This is a genomic window from Streptomyces sp. NPDC050528 (assembly GCF_044457795.1).
Taxonomy (GTDB): Bacteria; Actinomycetota; Actinomycetes; order Streptomycetales; family Streptomycetaceae; genus Streptomyces.
The window spans coordinates 243,895-266,341 of the sequence record NZ_JBITHH010000008.1 but is presented as its reverse complement, the minus strand read 5'-3'; the positions used below and the strand labels follow the sequence as shown (position 1 = coordinate 266,341).

The 22,447-nt window shown below is 69.4% G+C and carries 18 protein-coding genes; 13 read left to right on the top strand and 5 right to left on the bottom strand.

All coding sequences use genetic code 11. From position 1 onward, the window contains the following. Nucleotides 1-22 precede the first annotated feature (22 nt). Entirely contained in the window at nt 23-2,413 is a 2,391-nt protein-coding gene (locus ACIBK4_RS27860; protein ID WP_398998706.1) for an MFS transporter, read from the bottom strand. 190 nt (nt 2,414-2,603) lie between these two features. Then, a complete protein-coding gene (locus tag ACIBK4_RS27855; protein WP_398998704.1) occupies nt 2,604-3,047 on the bottom strand; it encodes an SRPBCC family protein in 444 nt (147 codons plus the stop codon). 191 nt (nt 3,048-3,238) lie between these two features. Between ACIBK4_RS27855 and ACIBK4_RS27850 the strand changes: the two genes are divergently transcribed. The 3 genes from ACIBK4_RS27850 (at nt 3,239) to ACIBK4_RS27840 (ending at nt 6,608) form a co-directional block, all read left to right on the top strand. After that, nucleotides 3,239-4,285, top strand: coding sequence for an Rv2578c family radical SAM protein (locus tag ACIBK4_RS27850; protein WP_398998702.1), 1,047 nt, complete (start codon nt 3,239-3,241; stop codon nt 4,283-4,285). Between the two features lie 224 nt (nt 4,286-4,509). Beyond that, nucleotides 4,510-6,090: an alpha/beta hydrolase gene (locus ACIBK4_RS27845; protein WP_398998700.1), complete on the top strand. Its 1,581-nt coding sequence runs from the start codon at nt 4,510-4,512 to the stop codon at nt 6,088-6,090. A 110-nt stretch (nt 6,091-6,200) separates the two neighbouring features. Beyond that, the gene (locus ACIBK4_RS27840) at nt 6,201-6,608 is read left to right on the top strand and encodes a RidA family protein (RefSeq protein WP_398998698.1); all 408 of its coding nucleotides are present in this window, start codon (nt 6,201-6,203) and stop codon (nt 6,606-6,608) included. Nucleotides 6,609-6,954: 346 nt separating this feature from the next. On the opposite strand, the gene ACIBK4_RS27835 is transcribed toward ACIBK4_RS27840, so the two are convergent. Beyond that, entirely contained in the window at nt 6,955-7,530 is a 576-nt protein-coding gene (locus tag ACIBK4_RS27835) for an adenylosuccinate lyase (RefSeq protein ID WP_398998696.1), read from the bottom strand. A 340-nt stretch (nt 7,531-7,870) separates the two neighbouring features. Between ACIBK4_RS27835 and ACIBK4_RS27830 the strand changes: the two genes are divergently transcribed. The 9 genes from ACIBK4_RS27830 to pssA all read left to right on the top strand — a co-directional run bounded on the left by ACIBK4_RS27830 (nt 7,871) and on the right by pssA (nt 18,927). Further along, nucleotides 7,871-9,676, top strand: a complete 1,806-nt coding sequence (locus ACIBK4_RS27830) for a 3-hydroxyacyl-CoA dehydrogenase family protein (protein WP_398998694.1) — start codon at nt 7,871-7,873, stop codon at nt 9,674-9,676. 118 nt (nt 9,677-9,794) lie between these two features. Further along, on the top strand, nt 9,795-10,622 hold the full coding sequence (locus ACIBK4_RS27825; RefSeq protein WP_398998692.1) for a TetR family transcriptional regulator: 828 nt from the start codon (nt 9,795-9,797) through the stop codon (nt 10,620-10,622). 418 nt (nt 10,623-11,040) lie between these two features. After that, entirely contained in the window at nt 11,041-12,384 is a 1,344-nt protein-coding gene (gene ccrA, locus ACIBK4_RS27820) for a crotonyl-CoA carboxylase/reductase (protein ID WP_398998690.1), read from the top strand. Between the two features lie 101 nt (nt 12,385-12,485). After that, nucleotides 12,486-14,564 (top strand): protein meaA, encoded by a 2,079-nt coding sequence (locus ACIBK4_RS27815; RefSeq protein ID WP_398999215.1) that lies wholly within the window; start codon nt 12,486-12,488, stop codon nt 14,562-14,564. Continuing rightward, nucleotides 14,561-15,532, top strand: coding sequence for a CoA ester lyase (locus ACIBK4_RS27810; RefSeq protein WP_317772595.1), 972 nt, complete (start codon nt 14,561-14,563; stop codon nt 15,530-15,532). The genes ACIBK4_RS27815 and ACIBK4_RS27810 overlap by 4 nt, the downstream gene beginning before the upstream one ends. Before the next feature lie 4 nt (nt 15,533-15,536). Further along, nucleotides 15,537-16,049 (top strand): MaoC family dehydratase, encoded by a 513-nt coding sequence (locus ACIBK4_RS27805; protein WP_317886746.1) that lies wholly within the window; start codon nt 15,537-15,539, stop codon nt 16,047-16,049. Between the two features lie 2 nt (nt 16,050-16,051). Continuing rightward, nucleotides 16,052-17,257: an acyl-CoA dehydrogenase family protein gene (locus ACIBK4_RS27800; protein ID WP_033279387.1), complete on the top strand. Its 1,206-nt coding sequence runs from the start codon at nt 16,052-16,054 to the stop codon at nt 17,255-17,257. A gap of 169 nt (nt 17,258-17,426) precedes the next feature. Further along, nucleotides 17,427-18,083, top strand: coding sequence for a phosphatidylserine decarboxylase (locus ACIBK4_RS27795; protein WP_200688558.1), 657 nt, complete (start codon nt 17,427-17,429; stop codon nt 18,081-18,083). Nucleotides 18,084-18,105: 22 nt separating this feature from the next. Next, the gene (gene pssA, locus ACIBK4_RS27790) at nt 18,106-18,927 is read left to right on the top strand and encodes a CDP-diacylglycerol--serine O-phosphatidyltransferase (RefSeq protein WP_019062931.1); all 822 of its coding nucleotides are present in this window, start codon (nt 18,106-18,108) and stop codon (nt 18,925-18,927) included. Nucleotides 18,928-18,999: 72 nt separating this feature from the next. On the opposite strand, the gene ACIBK4_RS27785 is transcribed toward pssA, so the two are convergent. Next, a complete protein-coding gene (locus ACIBK4_RS27785) occupies nt 19,000-20,118 on the bottom strand; it encodes a glycerate kinase (protein ID WP_398999213.1) in 1,119 nt (372 codons plus the stop codon). Between the two features lie 184 nt (nt 20,119-20,302). Here ACIBK4_RS27785 and ACIBK4_RS27780 point away from each other — a divergent pair, with 184 nt between their 5' ends. Further along, nucleotides 20,303-21,379, top strand: coding sequence for an ADP-ribosylglycohydrolase family protein (locus ACIBK4_RS27780; protein WP_398998686.1), 1,077 nt, complete (start codon nt 20,303-20,305; stop codon nt 21,377-21,379). On the opposite strand, the gene ACIBK4_RS27775 is transcribed toward ACIBK4_RS27780, so the two are convergent. Beyond that, nucleotides 21,376-22,395 (bottom strand): NAD-dependent epimerase/dehydratase family protein, encoded by a 1,020-nt coding sequence (locus ACIBK4_RS27775; protein ID WP_398998684.1) that lies wholly within the window; start codon nt 22,393-22,395, stop codon nt 21,376-21,378. The genes ACIBK4_RS27780 and ACIBK4_RS27775 overlap by 4 nt on opposite strands. Between the last annotated feature and the right edge of the window lie 52 nt (nt 22,396-22,447).

Below are 22,447 nucleotides of genomic sequence, written 5' to 3'. Positions count from 1 at the left end.
GCGCGCGCCCCCGGCGCCGGGCTCAGTCCTCGTGGCCGAGCTGGAGATCGCGCTCGGTGCGTCCCCCGCCCGCCACTTGGAGCACGGTGGCCACGGGCGGGTACCCGGCGGCGATCACCGTGTACTCGCCGGAGGACAGGTCGACGAACCGGAACGTTCCGTCGGGGCCGGTGGTGAGGGTGTCCACGACATTGCCCGCCGCGTCGAGGAGCGTCACGCGCGCGTCCTCGACAGGCCGCCCGCCGCTCGCCCTGACCGTGCCGCGCAGCACGGCGCCGCCGGCGAGTTCGACGTCCTGGCGGGTCTCACGGGAGGCCTGGACGCTGACGGGGAGCGCGGCCGGGCGGAACGCGGGCGCGCTGGCGGCGAGGGTGTACTCGCCGGCCACCAACTCGCTGATGACATAGGTGCCTTCACGCCCGCTGCGTGTACTGGCGACGACCTCGCCGTGCACGTTGGTGAGCGTCACGGCGGCCTCCCGCACCGGGGTGCCGTCCGCGGTCAGCACACTCCCGGCGAGGCGTCCGGCGCCGCCGAGGACGACGTCCAGCTCGACGGGCCGCTCGCCGACGGTCACGGACACCGCCTGCGGCTGGTGTCCGCCGGCCGCCGCGATCAGGACGTACGACCCGGATCCGGGCGTCGACAGCGCGTACCGCCCGTCCGCGCCGCTGGCACCGCGCCCGATCTGCTGTCCGGAGACGTCGATAAGGGTGAGCGCGGCCCGGGGCACGACGGTCCCGTCGGGGTGCTGCACCGTGCCGCAGACCGGGAATCCGGCCGCGTACGGCGAACGCGCCTGCGGGATCGGGGAGTTGAGGGGCGCGACCTCGGGCGTCTCGGCGGGGGCGTTGTGGGACACCAGTGGTTTCTCCTTGAGGAAGAAGGCGATGAGCAGGCCGAGGGCGAGCACCGGCACCAGGTAGAGGAAGATCCGCGGCATGGCGTCGGCGTACGCCTGGATGTAGCCGTTGCGCAGGGCCGGGGGCAGCGTGTGGACGAGCTGCGGGGTGATGGACTCCGGGTCGGGCAGACCGGCACCCGCGCGCGCGGGGATGCGGTCGCGCAGGGCGTCGGTGAGCCGGTCGGCGAAGAGGGTGCCGAAGACGGCGGCGCCGACGCTGCCGCCGATCTGCCGGAAGTAGTTGTTGGCGCTGGTCGCGGTGCCCAGATCGGTGGGCCGTACGGAGTTCTGCACGGCGAGGACGAGGACGGGCATCACCATGCCGATGCCGGCGCCGAGGACGGCCATCCAAAGGCTGTACTGCAGCCGGGAGGTGTCGACCTCGAGCCGGGACAGCAGCCACATGCCGAGGGTGGCGAGCGCGCTGCCGAGGAGCGGGTAGATCTTGTACCGGCCGGTGTGGCTGATGAGTTGGCCGGAGATGATCGAGGCTCCGACGATGCCGCCCATCATCGGCAGCATCAGCAGCCCCGACTCGGTGGCACTCGCCCCGTCGACCATCTGAAGGAAGGTCGGCAGATAACTGGCCGCCCCGAACAGCGCGACGCCGATCACCAGGCCCACGAGAGCAGTGACGTTGAAGACCGCGTCCTTGAACAGCCGCAGCGGGATGAGGGGTTCGGGCGCGAAGCGCTCGGCGACGAGGAAGAGCACCGCGGCCGCCACGGCCCCCGCACCGAGCCCGAGGATGACGTGCGAGCCCCAGGCGTACTCGGTCCCGCCCCAACTGGTCAGCAGAACCAGGCACGTTGACGCGGCGGCGAGCAGCAGCGCGCCAACGATGTCGAAGCGCGCCTTCGCGGTCGGCTTCGGCAGTTTCAGTACGACGGTCACGACGGCGAACGTCACCACGCCGAACGGCACGTTGATGTAGAAGCACCAGCGCCAGGAGAGGTGGTCCGTGAAGTAGCCGCCGAGCAACGGGCCTGCCACGGAGGCGAGTCCGAAGGTGGCGCCGATCAGGCCCATGAACCGGCCGCGCTCCCGGGGCGGCACGATGTCCGCGATGATCGCCTGCACGCCGATCATGAGTCCGCCGGCGCCGATGCCCTGCACCGCGCGGAACGCGATGAGTTGGTCCATGGACTGGGCGCGGCCCGAGAGCGCGGAGCCGATGACGAAGACGCCGATCGCGAACTGGAACACGCTCTTGCGGCCGAGGAGGTCGCCGAGTTTGCCGTAGACCGGCAGGCCCACCGTGGAGGTCAGGAGGTAGGCGGTGATCGCCCAGGACATCTTGTCCAGGCCGTGCAGTTCGCCGACGATCTTCGGGAGCGCGGTGGCGACGATCATCTGGTCGAGGGCCGCGAGCAGCAGCGCGAGCATCAGGCCGAGGAACACCAACCGCACGCGGCGCGGGCTCAGTTCGGCCTTCTCGACGGGTGCGGGGAGCGGTGTCTTTGGGGGTGCCGGGGCCTGTTCGTCCTGCACCAGAGTCGTCCCGCCCACGTACCGCTCCCCTCGTCGCGCCTGCCGCACAATTCCCGCTTTAGGCGACAACTGCGTGCAAGCGCGACGAGTTACGGCGTACGCCCGGCTCGAACGGAGATCCACTCGAACCGGTGAGGGGCGCGCGGGGGCGTCAACACGCCCTGGGGAGTTGGCCTTTGGGGCCGACTCCGCTCGCGCCCCCCGTGACCTACTTCTCGACCTCGGTGGCGAGCCTGTCGAGGACCAGGTCGTAGATCCGACCGAGGCCCTTGGGAGCGAAGGTGCGCTCGAAGAAGCCGCCGATGCCGCCGGCACCGTTCCACGTGCTGGTCACGACGACGCGGGACTTGCCCTCGCCGGCCGGGGTGACCCGCCAGGTGGTGACCATGGTGGAGTTGCGGTCCTTCTCGACCAGTTCGCCGTCGGTCGGCTCGGTGACCTCCAGGAGGCAGTCGCGGACGCGCTTGCTGGTGGCCTGGAGCTTCCAGTGGACGAGGGTGCCCTCGCCGTCACCGCCCTCGCGGACCTCGTACTCGCTGAACTGCTCGGGCAGCACCTTCGCGCGCGTGCCGCTGTAGTCGGCGAGGGCGTCGAAGACGGCCTCCGCATCGGCTGCGACGACCCGCTCGGTAGTCGCCTCGACCTGCGCCATCGGTTTCCTCCAGGACATGAGTCAGGACATGGGTTGTCGGGGTCGGGGCAAGCCAACCACCCCCGCCCACGGCCACCCAAATCGGGGTGCCTCAAGACGCCGGAAGCGATCGGGAACGGCTCGGGAATGACACTTGCACAGTAATTCGAACAAGTGTTTCACTCGGAGGGCAGGCCTACTTAGGAGGCGTCATGCGCTGGGAGAACCTCACCGTCGATTCCGGCGGCCACAGCCGGGCGGCCGACGCCGCGCTGTTCGGCGCGGACGCCGTGGTCAGCCGTACCTTCGACACACCCGAGTTCCGCGGGATCACCTTCCACGAGGTGCGGGCCCGCTCGATCATCAACCGGGTGCCGGGGGCGTCCCGGATGCCCTTCGAGTGGACGGTCAACCCGTACCGGGGCTGCTCGCACGCGTGCGTGTACTGCTTCGCCCGCAAGTCGCACAGCTATCTGGACCTCGACACCGGCCTCGGCTTCGACTCGCAGATCGTGGTCAAGGTGAACGCGCCGGACCTGCTGCGCCACCAGCTCGGATCCCGGCGCTGGCTCGGCGAGCACATCGCGATGGGCACGAACGTCGACTGCTACCAGCGCGCGGAGGGCCGCTATCGCCTGATGCCGGGCATCCTCGGCGCCCTGCGCGACCACGCGAACCCCTTCTCGATCCTGACGAAGGGCACGCTGATCCTGCGCGACCTGGACCTCCTGGTGCAGGCCTCCGAGGTCACCGACGTCGGCATCTCGGTCTCCGTCGGCTTCACCGACCCGGCGCTGTGGCGCACGGTGGAGCCCGGCACGCCCTCCCCGGAGCGGCGCCTGGACGCCGTACGGACACTGACCGAGCACGGCATCGACGTCGGGGTCCTGATGGCCCCGGTGATCCCCTTCCTGAGCGACCACCCGGCCCAACTGCGCGCCACCGTAAGGGCGATAGCGGCCTCGGGGGCGAGCTCGGTGACTCCCCTGGTGCTGCATCTGCGGCCCGGTGCCCGTGAGTGGTTCATGGCCTGGCTCGGGCAGCACCACCCGCATCTGGTGCGCCGTTACGAGCGGCTGTACGCGGAGGGGGCGTACGCACCGAAGTGGTACCAGCGCCGGATCACCCGTCAGGTGCACGACCTGGCGCAGGAGTACGGCATCGGTCCCGCGCGCGCGGGGATGCCGCGCCGGATCCCCGAGCCGGCGGAGCAGGTCGATCCGCCGGTGACCGAGCCGACGCAACTCACGCTGATCTGAGACCGGTCCGCGAAGAATCCGCAGCCGATCCACGAACAATCCGCGGCCGGTCCGCGGACGATCGGGTTTCGCCACTCAAAGATCGTTTCGTGAGCGTTCGAGCGCATCTCACGGACCAATCGGGTCAACTATTGCCAGAACGCGTTCTTCCGGGTGCTCTTTCCGGGACGATGCGGCGGGGACCGTGGACTCACGGTTCTCTCCCCTCCGTCCTGGGAGGACGTATGAGAAAACGCGCAGCCGTACTGTGCGGTGCCGCCGTCGTCGTGGCCGGGACGGTCACCGCTCTTCCCGCCGACGCGAGTACCGCGCACCCGACGACCACTGTTCAGACGGCGAAGCTCAGCTGGAAGAGCTGCGCCACGACGAACTATCCGACGCTCCAGTGCTCCAGCGTCAAGGTGCCCCTGGACCACGCGAACCCGCACGGCAGGCAGATCACGCTCGCTCTGTCCCGGGTCCCGCACACCGCGAAGACGTACCAGGGACCGCTGCTGGTCAACCCCGGTGGTCCCGGCGGCAGCGGGCTGACCCTCGCGGGGTTCGTCGCGTCCTCACTGCCCAAGGCGGTGGCGTCCCAGTACGACGTCATCGGCTTCGACCCGCGCGGCGTCGGCAAGAGCACCCCCGCTCTGGACTGCAAGCCGGGGCACTTCAACCCGGTGCGCCCCGACTCGGTGCCGAGCACCCCGGCGCTGGAGAAGGCCAACCTCACGCGCGCGAAGGCCTTCGCGGCCGCCTGCGGCAAGAAGTACGCGAGCGTGCTGCCGTACATCGACACGATCAGTGCCGTACAGGACATGGACTCGATCCGGGCCGCACTCGGCGCGAAGAAGATCAACTACTTCGGTTACTCGTACGGCACCTACCTGGGCGCCGTGTACGCCAAGCTCTACCCGGAGCGCGTGCGCCGCCTGGTCCTGGACTCCATCGTCGATCCGACCGGGGTCTGGTACGACGACAACCTCGGTCAGGACTACGCCTTCAACGACCGCCAGCAGGCGCTCATGGCGTGGATCGCCAAGTACGACTCGACGTACAAGCTCGGCACGGACCCGGCCAAGATCGAGGCCAAGTGGTACGCGATGCGGGCGGCGCTGGCCAAGAAGCCGGCCGACGGGAAGGTGGGGGCCTCCGAGCTGGAGGACACCTTCATCCCCGGCGGGTACTACAACGGCTACTGGCCTTATCTCGCCGAGGCGTTCGCGGCGTACGTGAACGAGAAGAACGCCGATCCGCTGGTCGAGGCGTACGAGAACTACGCGGCGATCGACGCCTCCGGGGACAACGGGTACAGCGTCTACACGTCGGTGCAGTGCCGTGACGCGTCCTGGCCGCGCGACTGGAACCAGTGGCGCAAGGACAACTGGGCGGCCTACGACAAGGCACCGTTCATGGTCTGGAACAACGCCTGGTACAACGCTCCGTGCGCGTTCTGGCCGACGAAGACGAAGCAGCCGATCAACATCGCCAACGGCAAGCTGCCGCCGGTGCTGCTCTTCCAGGCGACGAACGACGCGGCCACTCCGTACGAGGGCGGCGCGACGGTCCACCAGCTCCTGGCCGACTCCAGCTTCGTGGTCGAGCAGGGCGGCGGGAACCACGGCATCACGCTGAGCGGGAACGCCTGCCTGGACAAGTACCTGGCGACGTATCTGACCAACGGCAAGGTGCCGCGCAGTGGCGGCGAGGTCGACGCGGTGTGCCAGAAGACGCCGGACCCGAAGCCGCTGACGACGGCGAAGGCGGCGACGAGCACGGCACACGGTTCGACGCTGCACGGCTTGCTGGGCTTCCGCGGCTGAGCACGACTGAGCACGACTGAGGATGCCCACCCTCGATGCCCACCCTCCCCGTCGATCCGGCGGGGGCGGTGGGCATCCTCGTTGTCAGACCCGTGGTCCACCATGGACGCATGAGTGAACTGACGAGGATTCCCGCCCCCGACGGCGTCGCCCCCGCGACGGCCTACACCCACGTCGTCATGGGCACCGGCCGCTTCGTCGCGATCTCCGGCCAACTCGCCCTGGACGAGGACGGAAAGCTCGTCGGCGAGGGCGACGCGACGGCCCAGGCCCACCAGGTCTTCGAAAACCTCCGCCGCTGTCTGACCGCCGCCGGCGCCACGTTCGACGACGTGATCAAACTGACCTTCTACGTAACGGACATGGCCCACATGCCGGCCATCCGCACGGCCCGCGCGACCCACATACCCGACGACCGACTCCCTGCGGCATCGGCAGTGCAGGTGGCCGCGCTGGTGCGACCGGAGTTCCTGATGGAGATCGAGGCGTTCGCGGTGATCGCCGAATCAGCCGAGTAATTCGGAGGCAGCGGCGACTGGTTGGTTCGGAGGCAGGCGCGGCGGGCGCATCTTCAGGGTGCCGCCATGAACGCCGACCAGCCCCTCCAGATCCGCCCAATGACCCTCGCCGACTGCGACCGCATCGCCGAAATCCGCGTCCTGGGCTGGCAGTTCGCATACCGGGGCTTCATGCCGCAGTCCTTCCTCGACGGGCTCAGCACGCAGGCCGACAGGGAACTCCGCACCGGGGACGCCGAGTTGTACGCGATCTACCTCGACCCGAAGCACGTGGGCACCGGAGTTGGCCCGACCCACCGGCCTCCGCGCCGACCGCCCACCACGAGCTCGCCCCGACCCCGCCCACTCACCGCTGCCGCGGAATCCTCCCCAACGCCCGCACAGCCGCCTCCGCCAACGCCGGATGGGCCAGCGCGTCGTTCAGTACCGGTCTGGCGCGCGGGTCGGCCAGTTCGCCCAGGCCCTCCACGCACGCCAGGGCCACACGCCGGTACGGGTCGTGCGGGCGGAGGCGGCGTTGGAGGGTGGTGATGAGGGCCGGGACCGACTCGGGGGCGTGGAGGTCGGTCAGGAGGCGGACGGGGTGGAGGGCGTAGGCGACGCGGAGTTCGTTGGTGGCGAGGGCGGCGGCCGCGCGGGCGGTGCGGGGGTCGTCGAGGCGGGACAGGGCGTACGCGGCGGAGGCGCAGCGGGCCGGGTCGCGGTGGTTGAGGAACAGGACCAGGGACTCGAAGGCACGCCGGTCGCCCGCGAGGCCCAACCGGAACGCGGCCAACTCCCTTGCCCACAGCGGATGGCCGGGGGCGGTCAGGACTTCCGCCAGTTCGTCGAGGTCGCCGGTCGCCACGAGTCGCTCGTACGGCACCGCCCCTCCCGACTCCTGCCGTAAGCGCTCCGTGAGTGATCGCAACTCTTCGTCCATGAAACCGAGCCTATGGGTGTCACAGGAAGCCCGGGACCTACATCACAAACTCGGGGGCTGGCGCGCTCGTTACCCACCGGTTAAGCTCAGGTGAGCGAGTTACCCACTCGTGTATCTCCTTACGGCGGCCTGGTGACGCAGCCGCCGTGAGTGCAGTCGGTTCGGTGCCTCGTGTACCGCGGTACGACCAGGCCTGGGACAGGGCCGGTCGGAACTCTCTCTTCTCGCCGGGCGTGTGCGCTCGTTGCCCGGCACCACCCGCACTCCTTCTCGCGCGCCGTGCGCCCCTCGGCGTACGGCGCGCGCTCCCAGTCGTCACCCTCATTCCAGGAGTCCCGCGATGGCAGCTCCCCTGTCCGACGCTCCCCTGTCCCCGTTCAAGACGATTGCCGTCGTCGGCCTCGGCACGATGGGCACCGGTATCACCGAGGTCCTCGCCCGGGCCGGCCGCGAGGTCGTCGGCATCGACGTCAGCGAGGCCGCGACCGCCCACGCCGTCGCCGCCCTGGAGACCGCGACCGCGCACGCCGTGCGGCGCGGCCGGCTGACCGAGCAGGAGCGCACCGACGCCCTGGCCCGCGTCCGCACCTCCACCGACCTGGGCGCAGCGGCCGACGCCGACCTGGTGATCGAGGTGGCCCCGGAGTCGTACGAGATCAAGCACCAGATCTTCCGCGAGCTGGACGGGATCGTGCGCCCCGACACCATCCTCGCGACCGGTACGAACGCCCTCTCCGTGACCCGGCTGGCGGCCGATTCCGCGCGCCCGGAGCGGGTGTTGGGGCTGCACTTCTTCAACCCGGCGCCCGCGATGAAGCTGGTCGAGGTCGTGTCGTCGGTGCTGACCGCGCCCGCCGCCGTCGCCGCCGTCACCGAGCTGGCGATCGAGCTGGGCAAGGAGCCCGTCGCGGTCGGCGACCGGCCCGGGTTCGTCGCGGACGGGCTGCTGTTCGGCTACCTCAACCAGGCGGCCGCGATGTACGAGGCGAAGTACGCCTCCCGCGAGGACATCGACGCGGCGATGCGACTCGGCTGCGGACTGCCCATGGGCCCGCTCGCCCTCCTGGACCTCATCGGCATCGACACCGCGCGCACGGTCCTGGAGGCCATGTACGCCGAGTCCCACGACCGCCTGCACGCCCCCGCGCCGATCCTGAAGCAGCTCAGCGAGGCGGGCCTGACCGGCCGTAAGACGGGCCGCGGTTTCTACTCGTACGAGACTCCGGGCAGCGCGATCGTGGTGCCGGACGCGCTGACCCCGGCGGACGGCGCGCGGCTCACCCCGGGGCGTACGGTCCGCTCGGTCGGGGTCGCCGGGTCCGGGACCATGGCGTCCGGGATCGCCGAGGTCTTCGCCAAGGCCGGGTATGACGTGGTGCTCGCCGCCCGTAGTGAAGAGAAGGCGCAGGTCGCCAAGTCCCGTATCGGCAAGTCGCTTTCGCGCTCTGTCGACCGGGGGCGGATGACGGCCGAGGCCGCCGCGCAGACGCTGGAGCGGATCGCTCCGGCGGGTTCCTACGACTCCTTCGCGGACGTCGACCTGGCCGTCGAGGCGGTCGCCGAGGACCTGGAGATCAAGCAGCAGCTGTTCGCGACGCTGGACAAGGTCTGCAAGCCGGGCGCGGTGCTGGCCACCACGACCTCGTCCCTGCCGGTCGTCGCGTGCGCCCGCGCGACATCGCGTCCGCAGGATGTGATCGGGATGCACTTCTTCAACCCCGCACCGGCGATGAAGTTGGTCGAGGTCGTCCGTACGGTGTTGACGGGTGAAGACGTCCAATCAACAGTTCACGAGGTCTGCGTCAAGATCAAGAAGCATGCCGTTGACTGTGGTGACCGGGCCGGCTTCATCGTCAATGCACTGCTGTTCCCGTACCTCAACAACGCGATCAAGATGGTGCAGGAGCACTATGCATCCCTTGACGACATCGACGCCGCGATGAAGCTGGGCGGCGGCTACCCGATGGGCCCCTTCGAGCTGTTGGACGTCGTCGGGCTGGACGTCTCCCTGGCGATCGAGAAGGTCCTGCACCGCGAGTTCCGCGACCCGGGCCTGGCTCCGGCACCGCTCCTGGAGCACCTGGTGGCCGCGGGCTGCCTCGGCCGCAAGACGGGCCGCGGCTTCCGCGAATATGCCCGCCGCTGAGCATCCCGACGACCTGTTCGGGGTCGACGGCGACTGGGGCGGGCTGCTCGACCCCGCCGGAGGACCCCTGCCCGCAGTGGGCGGGGGAAACCTCCGACGTGCGCGCCAAGCTGCGCACATGCAGTACGTTCGGGTCATGCCCCAGCCCGCCAAGCCCTCCCGTACACCTGCCACGCCCGACGCACCGGAGAGTGCCGCGGGCAGTCGCGCCGCCGCCCAGCGCCTCAAGATGCGGCGCGAGTTGGCGGCGGCCGCGATGGAGCTGTTCGCGACGAAGGGGTACGAGGCGACCACGGTCGACGAGATCGCCGCCGCGGCCGGGGTCGCGCGCCGGACGTTCTTCCGCCACTTCCGTTCCAAGGAAGAGGCGATCTTCCCGGATCACGACGACACGTTGATCCGGGCCGAGGCGGTCCTCAATGCCGCCCCCGCGCACGAGCACCCGCTCGACACGGTGTGCCGGGGCATCAAGGAAGTCATGCGCATGTACGCGGCGCAGCCGGAGATCTCGGTCGCCCGCTACAAGCTGACGCGCGAGGTGCCCACCCTGCGCGAGGCCGAGATCGCGTCGGTGGCCCGCTACGAGCGGCTGTTCACGCGTTATCTGCTGGGCCACTTCGACGAGCACGCGCACGACGACGACGCCAACGACGACCCGCTGCTCGCCGAGGTCGCCGCCTCGGCCGTGGTCACCGCCCACAACCACGTGCTGCGGCGCTGGCTGCGGGCCGGCGGCCAGGGCGACGTCGAGGCACAGCTCGACCACGCCTTCGGGATCGTACGGAAGACCTTCGGCAGCGGCATCGGCGCCGGCCGTACCACGACCCCCAAGCCCGCCACCGCGGCGGTGCACCAGAACGGCGAGGTCCTGGTGACGGTCGCCCGCACCGACGCCCCGCTGGACGAGGTCATGCGGACCATCGAAGAGGCACTGCGGGACCGCTGAGCCCCCACCCCTGTGTGATGACGGCCACCCCACGGGGTGGCCGTTTTGGCATGTCAGAGCAGGTTTTCAGGCACCTTTCCGATCCCGTTCGATCGATCATCGCTCATTTGTTACGTAAAGATTTCACCCGAGAGCGATTCATGGCACTCGGTGCCTTGCGGGGTGACACGCAGTGTCATACGTTGAAGGTGTCCGGGCGGCCGGCGTGCAGAGACCTTTCGTACGTCGGCTGTCCCCGCAACCCACTACTGGGGTGCGCGCCCGGACGCCTGCGTCACAGGCAACCTCCCGCGCCACAAAGCGCTGCCGAAGCACCACCCCGCCGAACCGACGGCACCTCACCACCCACCCTCAGCAGCAGCACCGACGTAACCGTCAGCGCCCCTCCCTCAGGGCGCTCACCGCCGGAGGCAACACCGTGACCGTGAAGGACATCCTCGCCGCGATCCAGTCGCCGGACTCGACTCCGGCCGATTTCGCCGCCCTGCCGCTCCCCGAGTCGTACCGCGCGATCACCGTGCACAAGGACGAGACGGACATGTTCGCGGGCCTCAGCACCCGCGACAAGGACCCCCGCAAGTCGATCCACCTGGACGACGTCCCGGTGCCCGAACTCGGCCCGGGCGAGGCCCTGGTGGCCGTCATGGCGTCGAGCGTCAACTACAACTCCGTGTGGACCTCGATCTTCGAGCCGCTGTCGACCTTCGGCTTCCTGGAGCGCTACGGCAAGCTCAGCGAGCTGACCAAGCGGCACGATCTGCCGTACCACGTCATCGGTTCCGACCTCGCGGGCGTCGTCCTGCGCACCGGCCCGGGCGTCAACGCCTGGAAGCCCGGTGACGAGGTCGTCGCGCACTGCCTGAGCGTGGAGCTGGAGTCGAGCGACGGGCACAACGACACGATGCTCGACCCCGAGCAGCGGATCTGGGGCTTCGAGACGAACTTCGGCGGGCTCGCCGAGATCGCGCTCGTCAAGTCCAACCAGCTGATGCCCAAGCCGGACCACCTGTCGTGGGAGGAGGCTGCCGCACCGGGGCTGGTGAACTCCACCGCCTACCGGCAGCTGGTCTCCCGTAACGGCGCCGGCATGAAGCAGGGCGACAACGTCCTCATCTGGGGCGCGAGCGGCGGACTCGGCTCGTACGCCACGCAGTTCGCGCTCGCGGGCGGCGCCAACCCGATCTGTGTCGTGTCCTCGCCCCAGAAGGCGGACATCTGCCGGGCGATGGGCGCCGAGGCGATCATCGACCGCACCGCCGAGGACTACAAGTTCTGGGCCGACGAGCACAACCAGGACCCGCGCGAGTGGAAGCGGTTCGGCAAGCGGATCCGTGAACTGACCGGCGGCGAGGACGTGGACATCGTCTTCGAGCACCCGGGCCGCGAGACCTTCGGCGCAAGCGTTTACGTCACGCGCAAGGGCGGCACGATCGTCACCTGCGCCTCGACCTCCGGGTTCAACCACGAGTACGACAACCGCTACCTGTGGATGTCCCTGAAGCGGATCATCGGCTCGCACTTCGCCAACTACCGCGAGGCCTGGGAGGCCAACCGGCTGGTCGCGAAGGGCAAGATCCACCCGACGCTCTCCAAGGTGTACTCCCTGGAGGAGACCGGACAGGCCGCCTACGACGTCCACCGCAACCTGCACCAGGGCAAGGTCGGCGTCCTGTGCCTCGCCCCCGAGGAGGGCCTCGGTGTGCGCGACGAGGAGAAGCGCGCCCAGCACATCGACGCGATCAACCGCTTCCGGAACATCTGAAGGCTGAGGTCCCGTAGATGACTGAGCGCCAGACAGCGCCTGCGGCTGAGGGTGCGCCGGTGTCGAAAGAGACGAAGACAAGGGAGCGCAGCGACCGCGGGCTGAGGAACGTCGACACCGGCACAGAGCACCCTCAGCCGAAGGCGCAAAAAGAAAGGGACCGGCCGTGGCTGATGCGCACGTACGCCGGTCACTCCACGGCAGAGGCGTCCAACGAGCTGTACCGGCGCAACCTCGCCAAGGGCCAGACCGGTCTGTCGGTCGCGTTCGACCTGCCGACGCAGACCGGCTACGACTCCGACCACATCCTCGCCCGCGGCGAGGTCGGCCGGGTCGGCGTGCCGATCGCACACCTGGGTGACATGCGCCGGCTGTTCCAGGACATCCCCCTGGACCAGATGAACACCTCGATGACGATCAACGCCACCGCCATGTGGCTGCTGGCGCTCTATCAGGTCGTCGCCGAGGAGCAGGGTGTGGACATCACCCAGCTCCAGGGCACGACCCAGAACGACATCGTCAAGGAGTACCTGTCGCGGGGCACGCACGTGTTCCCGCCGGTGCCCTCGCTCCGGCTGACGACCGACATGATCTGCTACACGGTCAACCACATCCCCAAGTGGAACCCGATCAACATCTGCAGCTACCACCTCCAGGAGGCCGGGGCCACCCCGGTCCAGGAGATCGCGTACGCCATGTCCACCGCGATCGCCGTCCTGGACGCGGTGTTCGCGTCCGGCCAGATCCCCGAGGACCGCAAGGGCGATGTCGTCGCCCGCATCTCCTTCTTCGTGAACGCGGGCGTCCGCTTCATCGAAGAGATGTGCAAGATGCGTGCCTTCGGCCGCATCTGGGACGAGATCACCCGCGAGCGCTACGGCATCGAGAACCCGAAGCAGCGCCGGTTCCGCTACGGCGTCCAGGTCAACTCCCTGGGGCTGACGGAGGCGCAGCCGGAGAACAACGTCCAGCGGATCGTCCTGGAGATGCTGGCCGTGACGCTGTCGAAGGACGCACGCGCGCGTGCCGTGCAACTCCCGGCGTGGAACGAGGCGTTGGGACTCCCCCGCCCCTGGGACCAGCAGTGGTCGCTGCGCATCCAGCAGGTGCTGGCGCACGAGAGCGACCTGCTGGAGTACGCGGACATCTTCGACGGTTCGCACGTCATCGAGGCGAAGGTGGCCTCCCTGGTGGAGGAGTCCCTCGCCGAGATCGACCGCATCGAGGAGATGGGCGGCGCGATGGCCGCCGTGGAGTCCGGCTATCTCAAGTCGCAGCTCGTGTCCTCGCACGCGGAGCGGCGGGGCCGTATTGAGTCCGGTCAAGAGAAGATCGTCGGCGTCAACATCTTCAACACGACCGAGCCCAATCCACTCACCGCCGACCTCGATACGGCGATCCAGACGGTCGACCCGGCCGTGGAGGCCCGCGTCATCGCGTCGTTGCAGCGCTGGCGGGACACGCGCTACCAGCCGCCGTTCAACCACCCGCGCCCGTGCAAGGCGCTGGAGCGGCTGAAGGAGGCCGCCAAGGGCAGCGACAACCTCATGGAGGCCACCCTGGAGTGCGCCCGTGCCGGTGTCACGACCGGCGAGTGGGCCGGGGCCCTGCGCGAGGTGTTCGGCGAGTTCCGGGCGCCCACCGGCGTCTCGTCGGCGCCGGTCGCGGTCCCGGCCGAGGAAGGCTCGGCGATGGCGGAGGTCCGCCGCAAGGTGGACGTGACGGCGCGCGAGATGGGCGTCGGCAAGCTGCGGTTCCTGGTCGGCAAGCCGGGCCTGGACGGGCACTCCAACGGCGCCGAACAGATCGCCGTACGCGCGCGTGACGCCGGCTTCGAGGTGGTGTACCAAGGCATCCGGCTCACCCCGGAGCAGATCGTGGACGCGGCCCTCGCGGAGGACGTGCACGCGGTCGGGCTGTCCATCCTGTCGGGCTCGCACGCGCAGCTGGTGCCGGACGTCCTCGAACGGCTCCGTGTGGCCGGTGCCACAGACATACCTGTCATCGCCGGTGGGATCATCCCCAATGGTGACGCCGAAACGCTGCGGGCCGCCGGAGTCGCGGCGGTCTTCACACCGAAGGACTTCGACATCACCGGAATCATCGGCCGCATCGTCGATGAGATCCGGAAGGCGAACAAGCTCGACCCTCTGCTCGACCCCATGGAGGTCCCCGCATGACCACGCCCGCCCCCGTCAACCGGCTTCGCCCGCGGCGCTCCTGTCTCGCCGTCCCGGGAAGCAACCCGCGCTTCCTGGAGAAGGCGCAGGGTCTCCCGGCCGACCAGGTCTTCCTGGACCTGGAGGACGCGTGCGCGCCGCTCGCCAAGCCCGAGGCGCGGCACACCATCGTCAAGTTCCTCAACGAGGGCGACTGGACGGGCAAGACGCGGGTCGTGCGCGTCAACGACTGGACGACCGAGTGGACGTACCGCGATGTCGTCACGGTCGTCGAGGGCGCGGGCCAGAACCTCGACTGCATCATGCTGCCGAAGGTGCAGACGGCCCAGCAGGTCGTCGCCCTGGACCTGCTGCTGACGCAGATCGAGAAGACGATGGGCTTCGAGGTCGGCAAGATCGGCATCGAGGCGCAGATCGAGAACGCGCAGGGCCTCAACAACGTCAACGAGATCGCGACGGCCTCCCAGCGCGTCGAGACGATCATCTTCGGCCCGGCCGACTTCATGGCGTCGATCAACATGAAGTCGCTGGTCGTGGGCGAGCAGCCGCCCGGCTACCCGGCGGACGCCTACCACTACATCCTGATGAAGATCCTGATGGCCGCCCGCGCCAACAACCTCCAGGCGATCGACGGCCCTTACCTCCAGATCCGCAACATCGACGGCTACCGCGCGGTCGCCCAGCGTGCCGCGGCGCTCGGTTTCGACGGCAAGTGGGTGCTGCACCCGGGCCAGGTCGAGGCGTCCAACGAGATCTTCTCGCCGTCCCAGGAGGACTTCGACCACGCCGAGTTGATCCTGGACGCGTACGACTACTACACGTCCGAGGCGGGCGGCAAGAAGGGCTCCGCGATGCTCGGCGACGAGATGATCGACGAGGCCAGCCGCAAGATGGCGCTCGTCATCTCGGGCAAGGGCCGGGCCGCGGGCATGGAGCGCACGTCCAAGTTCGAAGCCCCGGAGGCCTGAGCCCATGCAATTCGGACGCACCTACGAGGAGTTCGAGGTCGGCGCGGTCTACAAGCACTGGCCCGGGAAGACGGTCACAGAGTACGACGACCACCTCTTCTGTCTCCTGACGATGAACCACCACCCGCTCCACATGGACGCCAACTACGCCGAGAACACGACGGACTTCGGCAAGAACGTGGTGGTCGGGAACTACATCTACTCGCTGCTGCTGGGCATGTCGGTGCCGGACGTGTCGGGCAAGGCGATCGCCAACCTGGAGGTCGAGTCGCTGAAGCACGTGGCGCCGACCTTCCACGGCGACACGATCTACGGCGAGACGACGGTCCTCGACAAGACGCCCTCGAAGTCGAAGAACGACCGCGGGATCGTGTATGTCGAGACCAAGGGCTACAAGCAGGACGGCACGCTGGTCTGCGTGTTCCGCCGCAAGGTGATGGTGCCGACCGAGACATACATCAAGGAGCGCGGCGGCGAGCAGCCCGGCCGCCCCCAGCTGAAGCAGACGGAGAAGTAGCCATGGCGCGACTCGCCCAGACCGCCGGTCTCACCGACATCCAGCGGGAAATCCTGTCCACCGTCCGCGACTTCGTGGACAAGGAGATCCTCCCGGTCGCCACCGAGCTGGAGCACCGCGACGAGTATCCGCAGCAAATCGTCGACGGGCTCAAGGAGTTGGGCCTCTTCGGGCTGATGATCCCGGAGGAGTACGGCGGTCTGGGCGAGTCCCTGTTGACGTACGCCCTGTGCGTGGAGGAGATCGCGCGCGGGTGGATGTCGGTGTCCGGCATCATCAACACCCACTTCATCGTGGCCTACATGCTCAAGCAGCACGGCACCCAGGAGCAGAAGGACCACTTCCTGCCGCGCATGGCGGCCGGCGACATCCGGGGCGCGTTCTCGATGTCGGAGCCCGCGCTCGGTTCGGACGTCTCCGCGATCACGTCGAAGGCGGTCAAGGACGGTGACGAATACGTCCTGACCGGTCAGAAGATGTGGCTGACGAACGGCGGTACGTCGTCTCTCGTCGCCGTACTCGTGCGAAGTGACGAAGGACACCCGGAGGGCACCGCGCCCCACAAGTCGATGACGACCTTCCTGGTCGAGAAGGAGCCCGGTTTCGGTGAGGTCCGGCCCGGTCTCACGATTCCCGGGAAGATCGACAAGATGGGCTACAAGGGCGTCGACACCACCGAGTTGATCATGGACGGCCTGCGGATTCCGGCCGACCGCGTGCTCGGCGGCGAGACCGGCCGAGGTTTTTACCAAATGATGGACGGAGTCGAGGTGGGCCGCGTCAATGTGGCGGCGCGTGGCTGCGGCGTCGCTCAGCGTGCCTTCGAGCTGGGCGTCTCGTACGCGCAGCAGCGTCACACGTTCGGGAAACCCATCGCCCAGCACCAGGCGATCCAGTTCAAGCTCGCGGAGATGGCTACCAAGGTCGAGGCCGCCCATGCGATGATGGTCAATGCGGCACGCAAAAAGGACTCCGGGGAACGAAACGACCTTGAGGCAGGCATGGCGAAGTACCTCGCCTCCGAGTACTGCAAGGAGGTCGTCGAGGACGCCTTCCGGATCCACGGCGGGTACGGCTTCTCCAAGGAGTACGAGATCGAACGCCTTTACCGCGAGGCGCCGATGCTGTTGATCGGCGAAGGTACCGCCGAAATCCAGAAAATGATCATCGGGCGCAGGTTGCTCGAAGAGTATCGATTCCAGGGCTGATTGTCCGTTTCGGGGTGTTTTCTTCGAGAAGAAGATCACACCCCGTCAACGCTCCTCAGCCGCCGACTCGGCTTCCTGGCTTGCCCAGTTGTGGCCCGCGACCGGTACGATCCCGGGAAAGCCGCCGTCCCCCGTTACAGCGCGGCATCATCCGCTACGAAGGTCATCCATGCCCCACAGCCAAACCTCTGCACCACGCGACAGCCTGGCAGGCGTACGCCTCGCGCGCGGAGCATCGCCGTGGCTCCTGCCGACCGTCGCCACCGCAGCCCTCAGCCTGGTACGTGCGCGCAAGTCCGGCGCCGCCAAGGTCGTGGCCGTACCCGCCACCGCGCTCGCGGCGGGCATGCTGTGGTTCTTCCGCGACCCCGAGCGCGAGATCACCCAGGGCCGGGTCATCTCGCCCGCCGACGGTGTGGTGCAGAGCATCATGCCGTGGAAGGACGGTCGCACCCGCGTCGCCATCTTCATGAGCCCGCTGAACGTCCACGTCAACCGCGCGCCGCTCTCCGGCACGGTGACGTCAGTCGAGCACATCCCGGGCGGTTTCGTTCCCGCGTTCAACAAGGAGAGCGAGAACAACGAGCGGGTCGTCTGGCACTTCGACACCGAGCTCGGTGACATCGAGATGATCCAGATCGCCGGCGCCGTCGCCCGCCGGATCGTTCCCTACGTCCCGCAGGGGACGAAGGTCGAGCAGGGCGAGCGCATCGGACTGATCCGCTTCGGTTCGCGCGTCGACATCTACCTCCCCGAGGGTGTCGAGGTGGACGTGGAGGTCGGCCAGAAGACCGTGGCTGGGGTGACTCGCATTGACCGTGGTTGATCCGGAGACACAGGCGGGCTGGGTGCCCGAGGCCGACGAGGTGGACGACGAGGAGGAGATGCCTCTTTCTCTCCGCCTCTCAATAGCGGACACTCTCACCCTCGGCAACGCCACCTGCGGCTTCATGGCGGTGTACTTCACCACCACCGGCATCCTGATCCCGCACCTGACGGGCAACGACGAGTCGACCGGCATGGCCCGCCACAGCGCGGCCACCGCGGTCATCCTGATGCTGTGCGCGGCGGTCTTCGACCTCTTCGACGGCCTCGTCGCCCGCAAGCTGCGCTCCTCCCCCATGGGCGCGGAGCTGGACAACCTCTCGGACCTGATCAGCTTCGGCCTCGCGCCGGCGTACTTCGTCCTCGTCTACGGCATGGTCGCCGACGACGCGCACCAGAGAGTGGCCGCGGTCGGGGCGATCGTTGTGCTGCTGGCGGTGGTGCTGAGACTGGCCCGCTTCTCGTGCGTGACGCCACCGAACGGCATGTTCCAGGGCATGCCCTCCCCGTTCGGCGCGCTGACGGTGGTCTCGATCGTGCTGCTCGAACTGCCCTTCGTGGCAACGCTGCTGGCGATCCTGGGCACCGCCTGGCTGATGGTGAGCCGGGTCGAGTACCCGAAGCCCCGCGGTCGCCTCGCGGTCGCGATGCTCGCCTGGATCGTCCTGTCGATGGGCCTGCTGGCGTCCTGGGCGTTCGACGCCCCGGGCGGCCAACTGCTCCTCCAGACGGGCTGCGCGCTCCAGTTGGTCATGGGCGCGGTGATCCCGCTGTTCGCGACGGCCCGCCGCGTGAACAACTTCCGCGGCAACCGGCGCGAGGCGCGGGCGGCACAGCTGCCGTAGTTCTTCAGAGCTGTCGAAGGGCCCCGGACCGTTCTACGGTCCGGGGCCCTTCGACGTTGCTCGGGGTGGGAGTCAGACCAAGAAGTCCCGCGCGATGCTCTCCGCCACCCGTTCCAGGATCGGCCCGGCGTCGGCGATGCACTTCACGACGTCCGGCTCGATCGACGTGAGGGGGTAGGCGCGGCGGATGCCGGCGTGGCCCAGGGACTGTGGGGGCAGGGCGAGGCGGCCGCAGACGGCGACGACCTCCTTGCCCTCCGCGCGAGCCGCTGCCGCGACGCCTGCCGGGGCCTTGCCGTGGAGGGTCTGTTCGTCGAGGGAGCCCTCGCCGGTGATGACGAGGGTGGCGCCCTCCAGGGCGGCGGCGAAGCCGAGGACGTCGAGCATGACCTCGATGCCGGGGCGGAAGCGGGCGCCGAGGAGGAGGGCGCCGTAGCCGATGCCGCCGGCGGCGCCCGCGCCCGGTGCTGAGGCGTACTCGGCGGCCTTCCCCCCGATCGCCTCCTCCAGGACCTTCGCGTAGTGGCCCAGGGCCGCGTCCAGGGCGTCCACGTCGTCCGGTGCGGCGCCCTTCTGGGGGCCGTAGACCGCGGGGGCGCCCTTGGGGCCGGTGAGGGGGTTGTCCACGTCGCTCGCGAGGATCAGGTCGATGGTCGCAAGGCGTGGGTCCAGGGCCGTGAGGTCGGCCGAGGCCAGGTCGGTCAGGCCGCCGCCGCCCGGGGGCACCGGTTCGCCCTCCGCGTCGAGGAAGCGGGCGCCGAGGGCGGAGAGCATGCCCGCGCCGCCGTCCGTCGTGGCGCTGCCGCCGACGCCGAACACGATCGTGCGGGCGCCCGCGTCGAGCGCGGCCCGGAGCAGTTCGCCGGAGCCGTACGTCGAGGAGGTGAGGGGGGCGAAGACGCCCTTGGGGAGGCGTTGCAGGCCGCTCGCCTCGGCCATCTCCACCACGGCCGTGTCGCCGCGTACCGCGAAGGCCGCGGTGACCTCGTCGCCGAGGGGCCCGGCGACCCGTATTTCCCGTCGCTCGAAGCCCGCCGCGACGGCCGCGTCCACCGTGCCGTCGCCGCCGTCGGCGACCGGCATCGCCGTCACGTCCAGATCGGGTACGACCCGGCGCAGCCCGGCCGTCACCCGCTCGGCGACCTGCACGGCCGTCAGCGACCCCTTGAACTTGTCCGCGGCGATGAGCACCCTCTGGGTGCCCCTCTGTGCAGCGTTCGCCACCTTGCGATCCCCTTGCTCTACGGGCCCCCGCGCGTTCAGGGGCCAGTCGCGCCGCTGCGACCTTAACCGGCGGACGCCCCCGCCGTCATGCCCCGACCGAACGCTGGGACCGGGCTGAGCAGACGCTGTGGGAATCGGGTACACCGGAGGTATGACCCCTCTCGGCACTGAGCCGGCGCTCGCGGACCGCATCCTCGGGGGCTGGCTGGGCCGGATCGCGGGCAACATGCTCGGCAAGCCGGTAGAGCAGGGCGACCTGTGGACACGCGACCGCATCGACCGCTATCTCCGGCAGGCCGCCGCCCTGCCGCTGACCGACTACCTCCCCGAGCCGCCCGGCGACAGCGACGGCTTCGAACTGCGCCCCGATTGGCAGCGCTGCGTACGCGGCCGGATCCACGGCAGCTGCCGTGACGACGACGTCGACTACACCATCCTCGGCCTCGACCTCCTGGAGACCCACGGCTTCGGCTTCAGCACCGAGCAGGTCGGAGAGCTTTGGCTGCGGAGACTGCCGTATCTCCAGACCTTCACCGCCGAGCGCGCCGCCTACCGCAACCTCGCCAACGGACTCAAGCCCCCGCTGACGGCGACGCACGACAACCCGTACCAGGAGTGGATCGGCGCCCTCATCCGCGCCGACATCTACGGCTGGACGAGCCCGGGCGACCCGCGGCGCGCGGCCCAACTCGCGCGCAGGGACGCGGTGTTGTCCCACTCCGGGAACGGTGTCTACGGCGCCATGTGGGCCGCCGCGCTCATCTCGGCGGCGTTCACCGCGCCGACCGTGCGGCACGCGCTGGACACGGCGCTGACCGTGATCCCGCCCGGCTGCCGGCTCGCGCGGACCGTGCGCCGGGTGCTCACGCTGCACGAGACCCGGATGACCTGGGAGGACACGCTCACCACGGTGTCCGCGGAGACCGCGGGGCTCGGCTGGATCCACACGATCCCGAACGCGGCCGTCCTCACCGCCGGACTCCTGTACGGCGACGGCGACTTCACCCGCACCATCACGCTCACCGTGCGCGGCGGCCTGGACACCGACTCGAACGGCGCGACCGCCGGTTCGGTCGCAGGGGTGCTCACCGGCGCGGACGCGATCCCGGACCAGTGGAAGGACCCGCTGGAGGACACCGTGCGCAGTGCGGTGTTCGGCTTCGACGGGGCGCGGATCAGTGAACTGGCCGCGCGGACCGTGCAGTTGGCGCAGACCGCCGATGCCTAGACCGCACCCTGCGCGATCAGGCTCCGGGCGCAGTCGAGGACAGCCTCGCGCGCAGGACGCGGTCCCCAGCCGAGGACCCGACGCGCCTTCTCCGTGCTGTGACGGTTGCGGCGGCCCAGCGCGGGGGTGATCTCGCGCAGGGACGGGTCCCGGAAGCGGGCGGCGAGGCGGACGGCGAAGTCCGGGAGGCGGCGCGTGGAGACGGTACGGCCGTGCTCGCCGAGGCCGTCGCGCAGGGTGCGGGCGATGTCCTCCATCCACACGAACTCCCCTGTGGCCAGGAAGCGTTGGCCCGCCGCGGCCGGTGAGGTCATCGCCCTGATGTGGACGTCGACCAGGTCGCGGACGTCCACGACTTCGAGGCCGATGCGCGGGACGCCGGGCATCTTGCCGCTCACCATGCGCGCGATGATGCCGACGGAGCCCAGGTTCGCGGTGGTGAGGACCGGCCCGAAGACCGCGCCGGGGAGGACGGTGGTCAGCTCGGTCGGGCCGTCGTAGTCACGCATGAAGTCCCAGGCGGCGCGCTCGGCGAGGGTCTTCGAGCGGCGGTAGGGGATGAGGGTCGGGTCCTCCGGATCGGTCCACAGTGTCTCGTCGGTGATGCCTTCGGAGGCGTACGACGAGGGGCTCGCGGCGTTCGCGGCCGAGGTCATCACCACGCGTCGTACGCCCGCCTCGGTGGCCACGCGCAGGACGCGCAGGGCGCCGCTGCGGGCCGCGGCGATCAGCGTCTCGGGGTCCTCCGAGGCGGCGCCGAGCGGGGAGGCGACGTGCAGGACGTACTCGACGCCCTTGAGCGCGGCGTCCCAGCCCTCGTCGGCGGTGAGGTCGGCGACGGCGAAGCTCAGCCGGCCGGCGGGGTCGACGACGGTCGCGACGGCGTCGGTGACCGCGCGCTCCTTGCCCGGGGCGCGGACGGTCGTACGGACGTCGTAGCCGCGGCGGAGCAGTTCGGCGATGCACCAGCCTGCGATGTAGCCGCTGCCTCCGGTGACCAGGACGGTTTCGGGCATGACGGTGCTCCCTGCGGTGTCGGGTGGGGGTGTGCCAGAATGGAGAGCGAAA

What these genes read in the sequence shown, in the direction of transcription:
- ACIBK4_RS27830 (WP_398998694.1), top strand. Translation starts at nt 7,871, where the DNA reads ATGGCAGCTCCCCTGTCCGACGCTCCCCTGTCCCCGTTCAAGACGATT.
- ACIBK4_RS27780 (WP_398998686.1), top strand. Translation starts at nt 20,303, where the DNA reads ATGACCCCTCTCGGCACTGAGCCGGCGCTCGCGGACCGCATCCTCGGG.
- ACIBK4_RS27795 (WP_200688558.1), top strand. Translation starts at nt 17,427, where the DNA reads ATGCCCCACAGCCAAACCTCTGCACCACGCGACAGCCTGGCAGGCGTA.
- ACIBK4_RS27800 (WP_033279387.1), top strand. Translation starts at nt 16,052, where the DNA reads ATGGCGCGACTCGCCCAGACCGCCGGTCTCACCGACATCCAGCGGGAA.
- ACIBK4_RS27775 (WP_398998684.1), bottom strand. Translation starts at nt 22,395, where the DNA reads ATGCCCGAAACCGTCCTGGTCACCGGAGGCAGCGGCTACATCGCAGGC.
- ACIBK4_RS27855 (WP_398998704.1), bottom strand. Translation starts at nt 3,047, where the DNA reads ATGGCGCAGGTCGAGGCGACTACCGAGCGGGTCGTCGCAGCCGATGCG.
- ACIBK4_RS27850 (WP_398998702.1), top strand. Translation starts at nt 3,239, where the DNA reads ATGCGCTGGGAGAACCTCACCGTCGATTCCGGCGGCCACAGCCGGGCG.
- ACIBK4_RS27805 (WP_317886746.1), top strand. Translation starts at nt 15,537, where the DNA reads ATGCAATTCGGACGCACCTACGAGGAGTTCGAGGTCGGCGCGGTCTAC.
- ACIBK4_RS27810 (WP_317772595.1), top strand. Translation starts at nt 14,561, where the DNA reads ATGACCACGCCCGCCCCCGTCAACCGGCTTCGCCCGCGGCGCTCCTGT.
- ACIBK4_RS27825 (WP_398998692.1), top strand. Translation starts at nt 9,795, where the DNA reads ATGCAGTACGTTCGGGTCATGCCCCAGCCCGCCAAGCCCTCCCGTACA.
- ACIBK4_RS27840 (WP_398998698.1), top strand. Translation starts at nt 6,201, where the DNA reads ATGAGTGAACTGACGAGGATTCCCGCCCCCGACGGCGTCGCCCCCGCG.
- ACIBK4_RS27845 (WP_398998700.1), top strand. Translation starts at nt 4,510, where the DNA reads ATGAGAAAACGCGCAGCCGTACTGTGCGGTGCCGCCGTCGTCGTGGCC.
- ACIBK4_RS27835 (WP_398998696.1), bottom strand. Translation starts at nt 7,530, where the DNA reads ATGGACGAAGAGTTGCGATCACTCACGGAGCGCTTACGGCAGGAGTCG.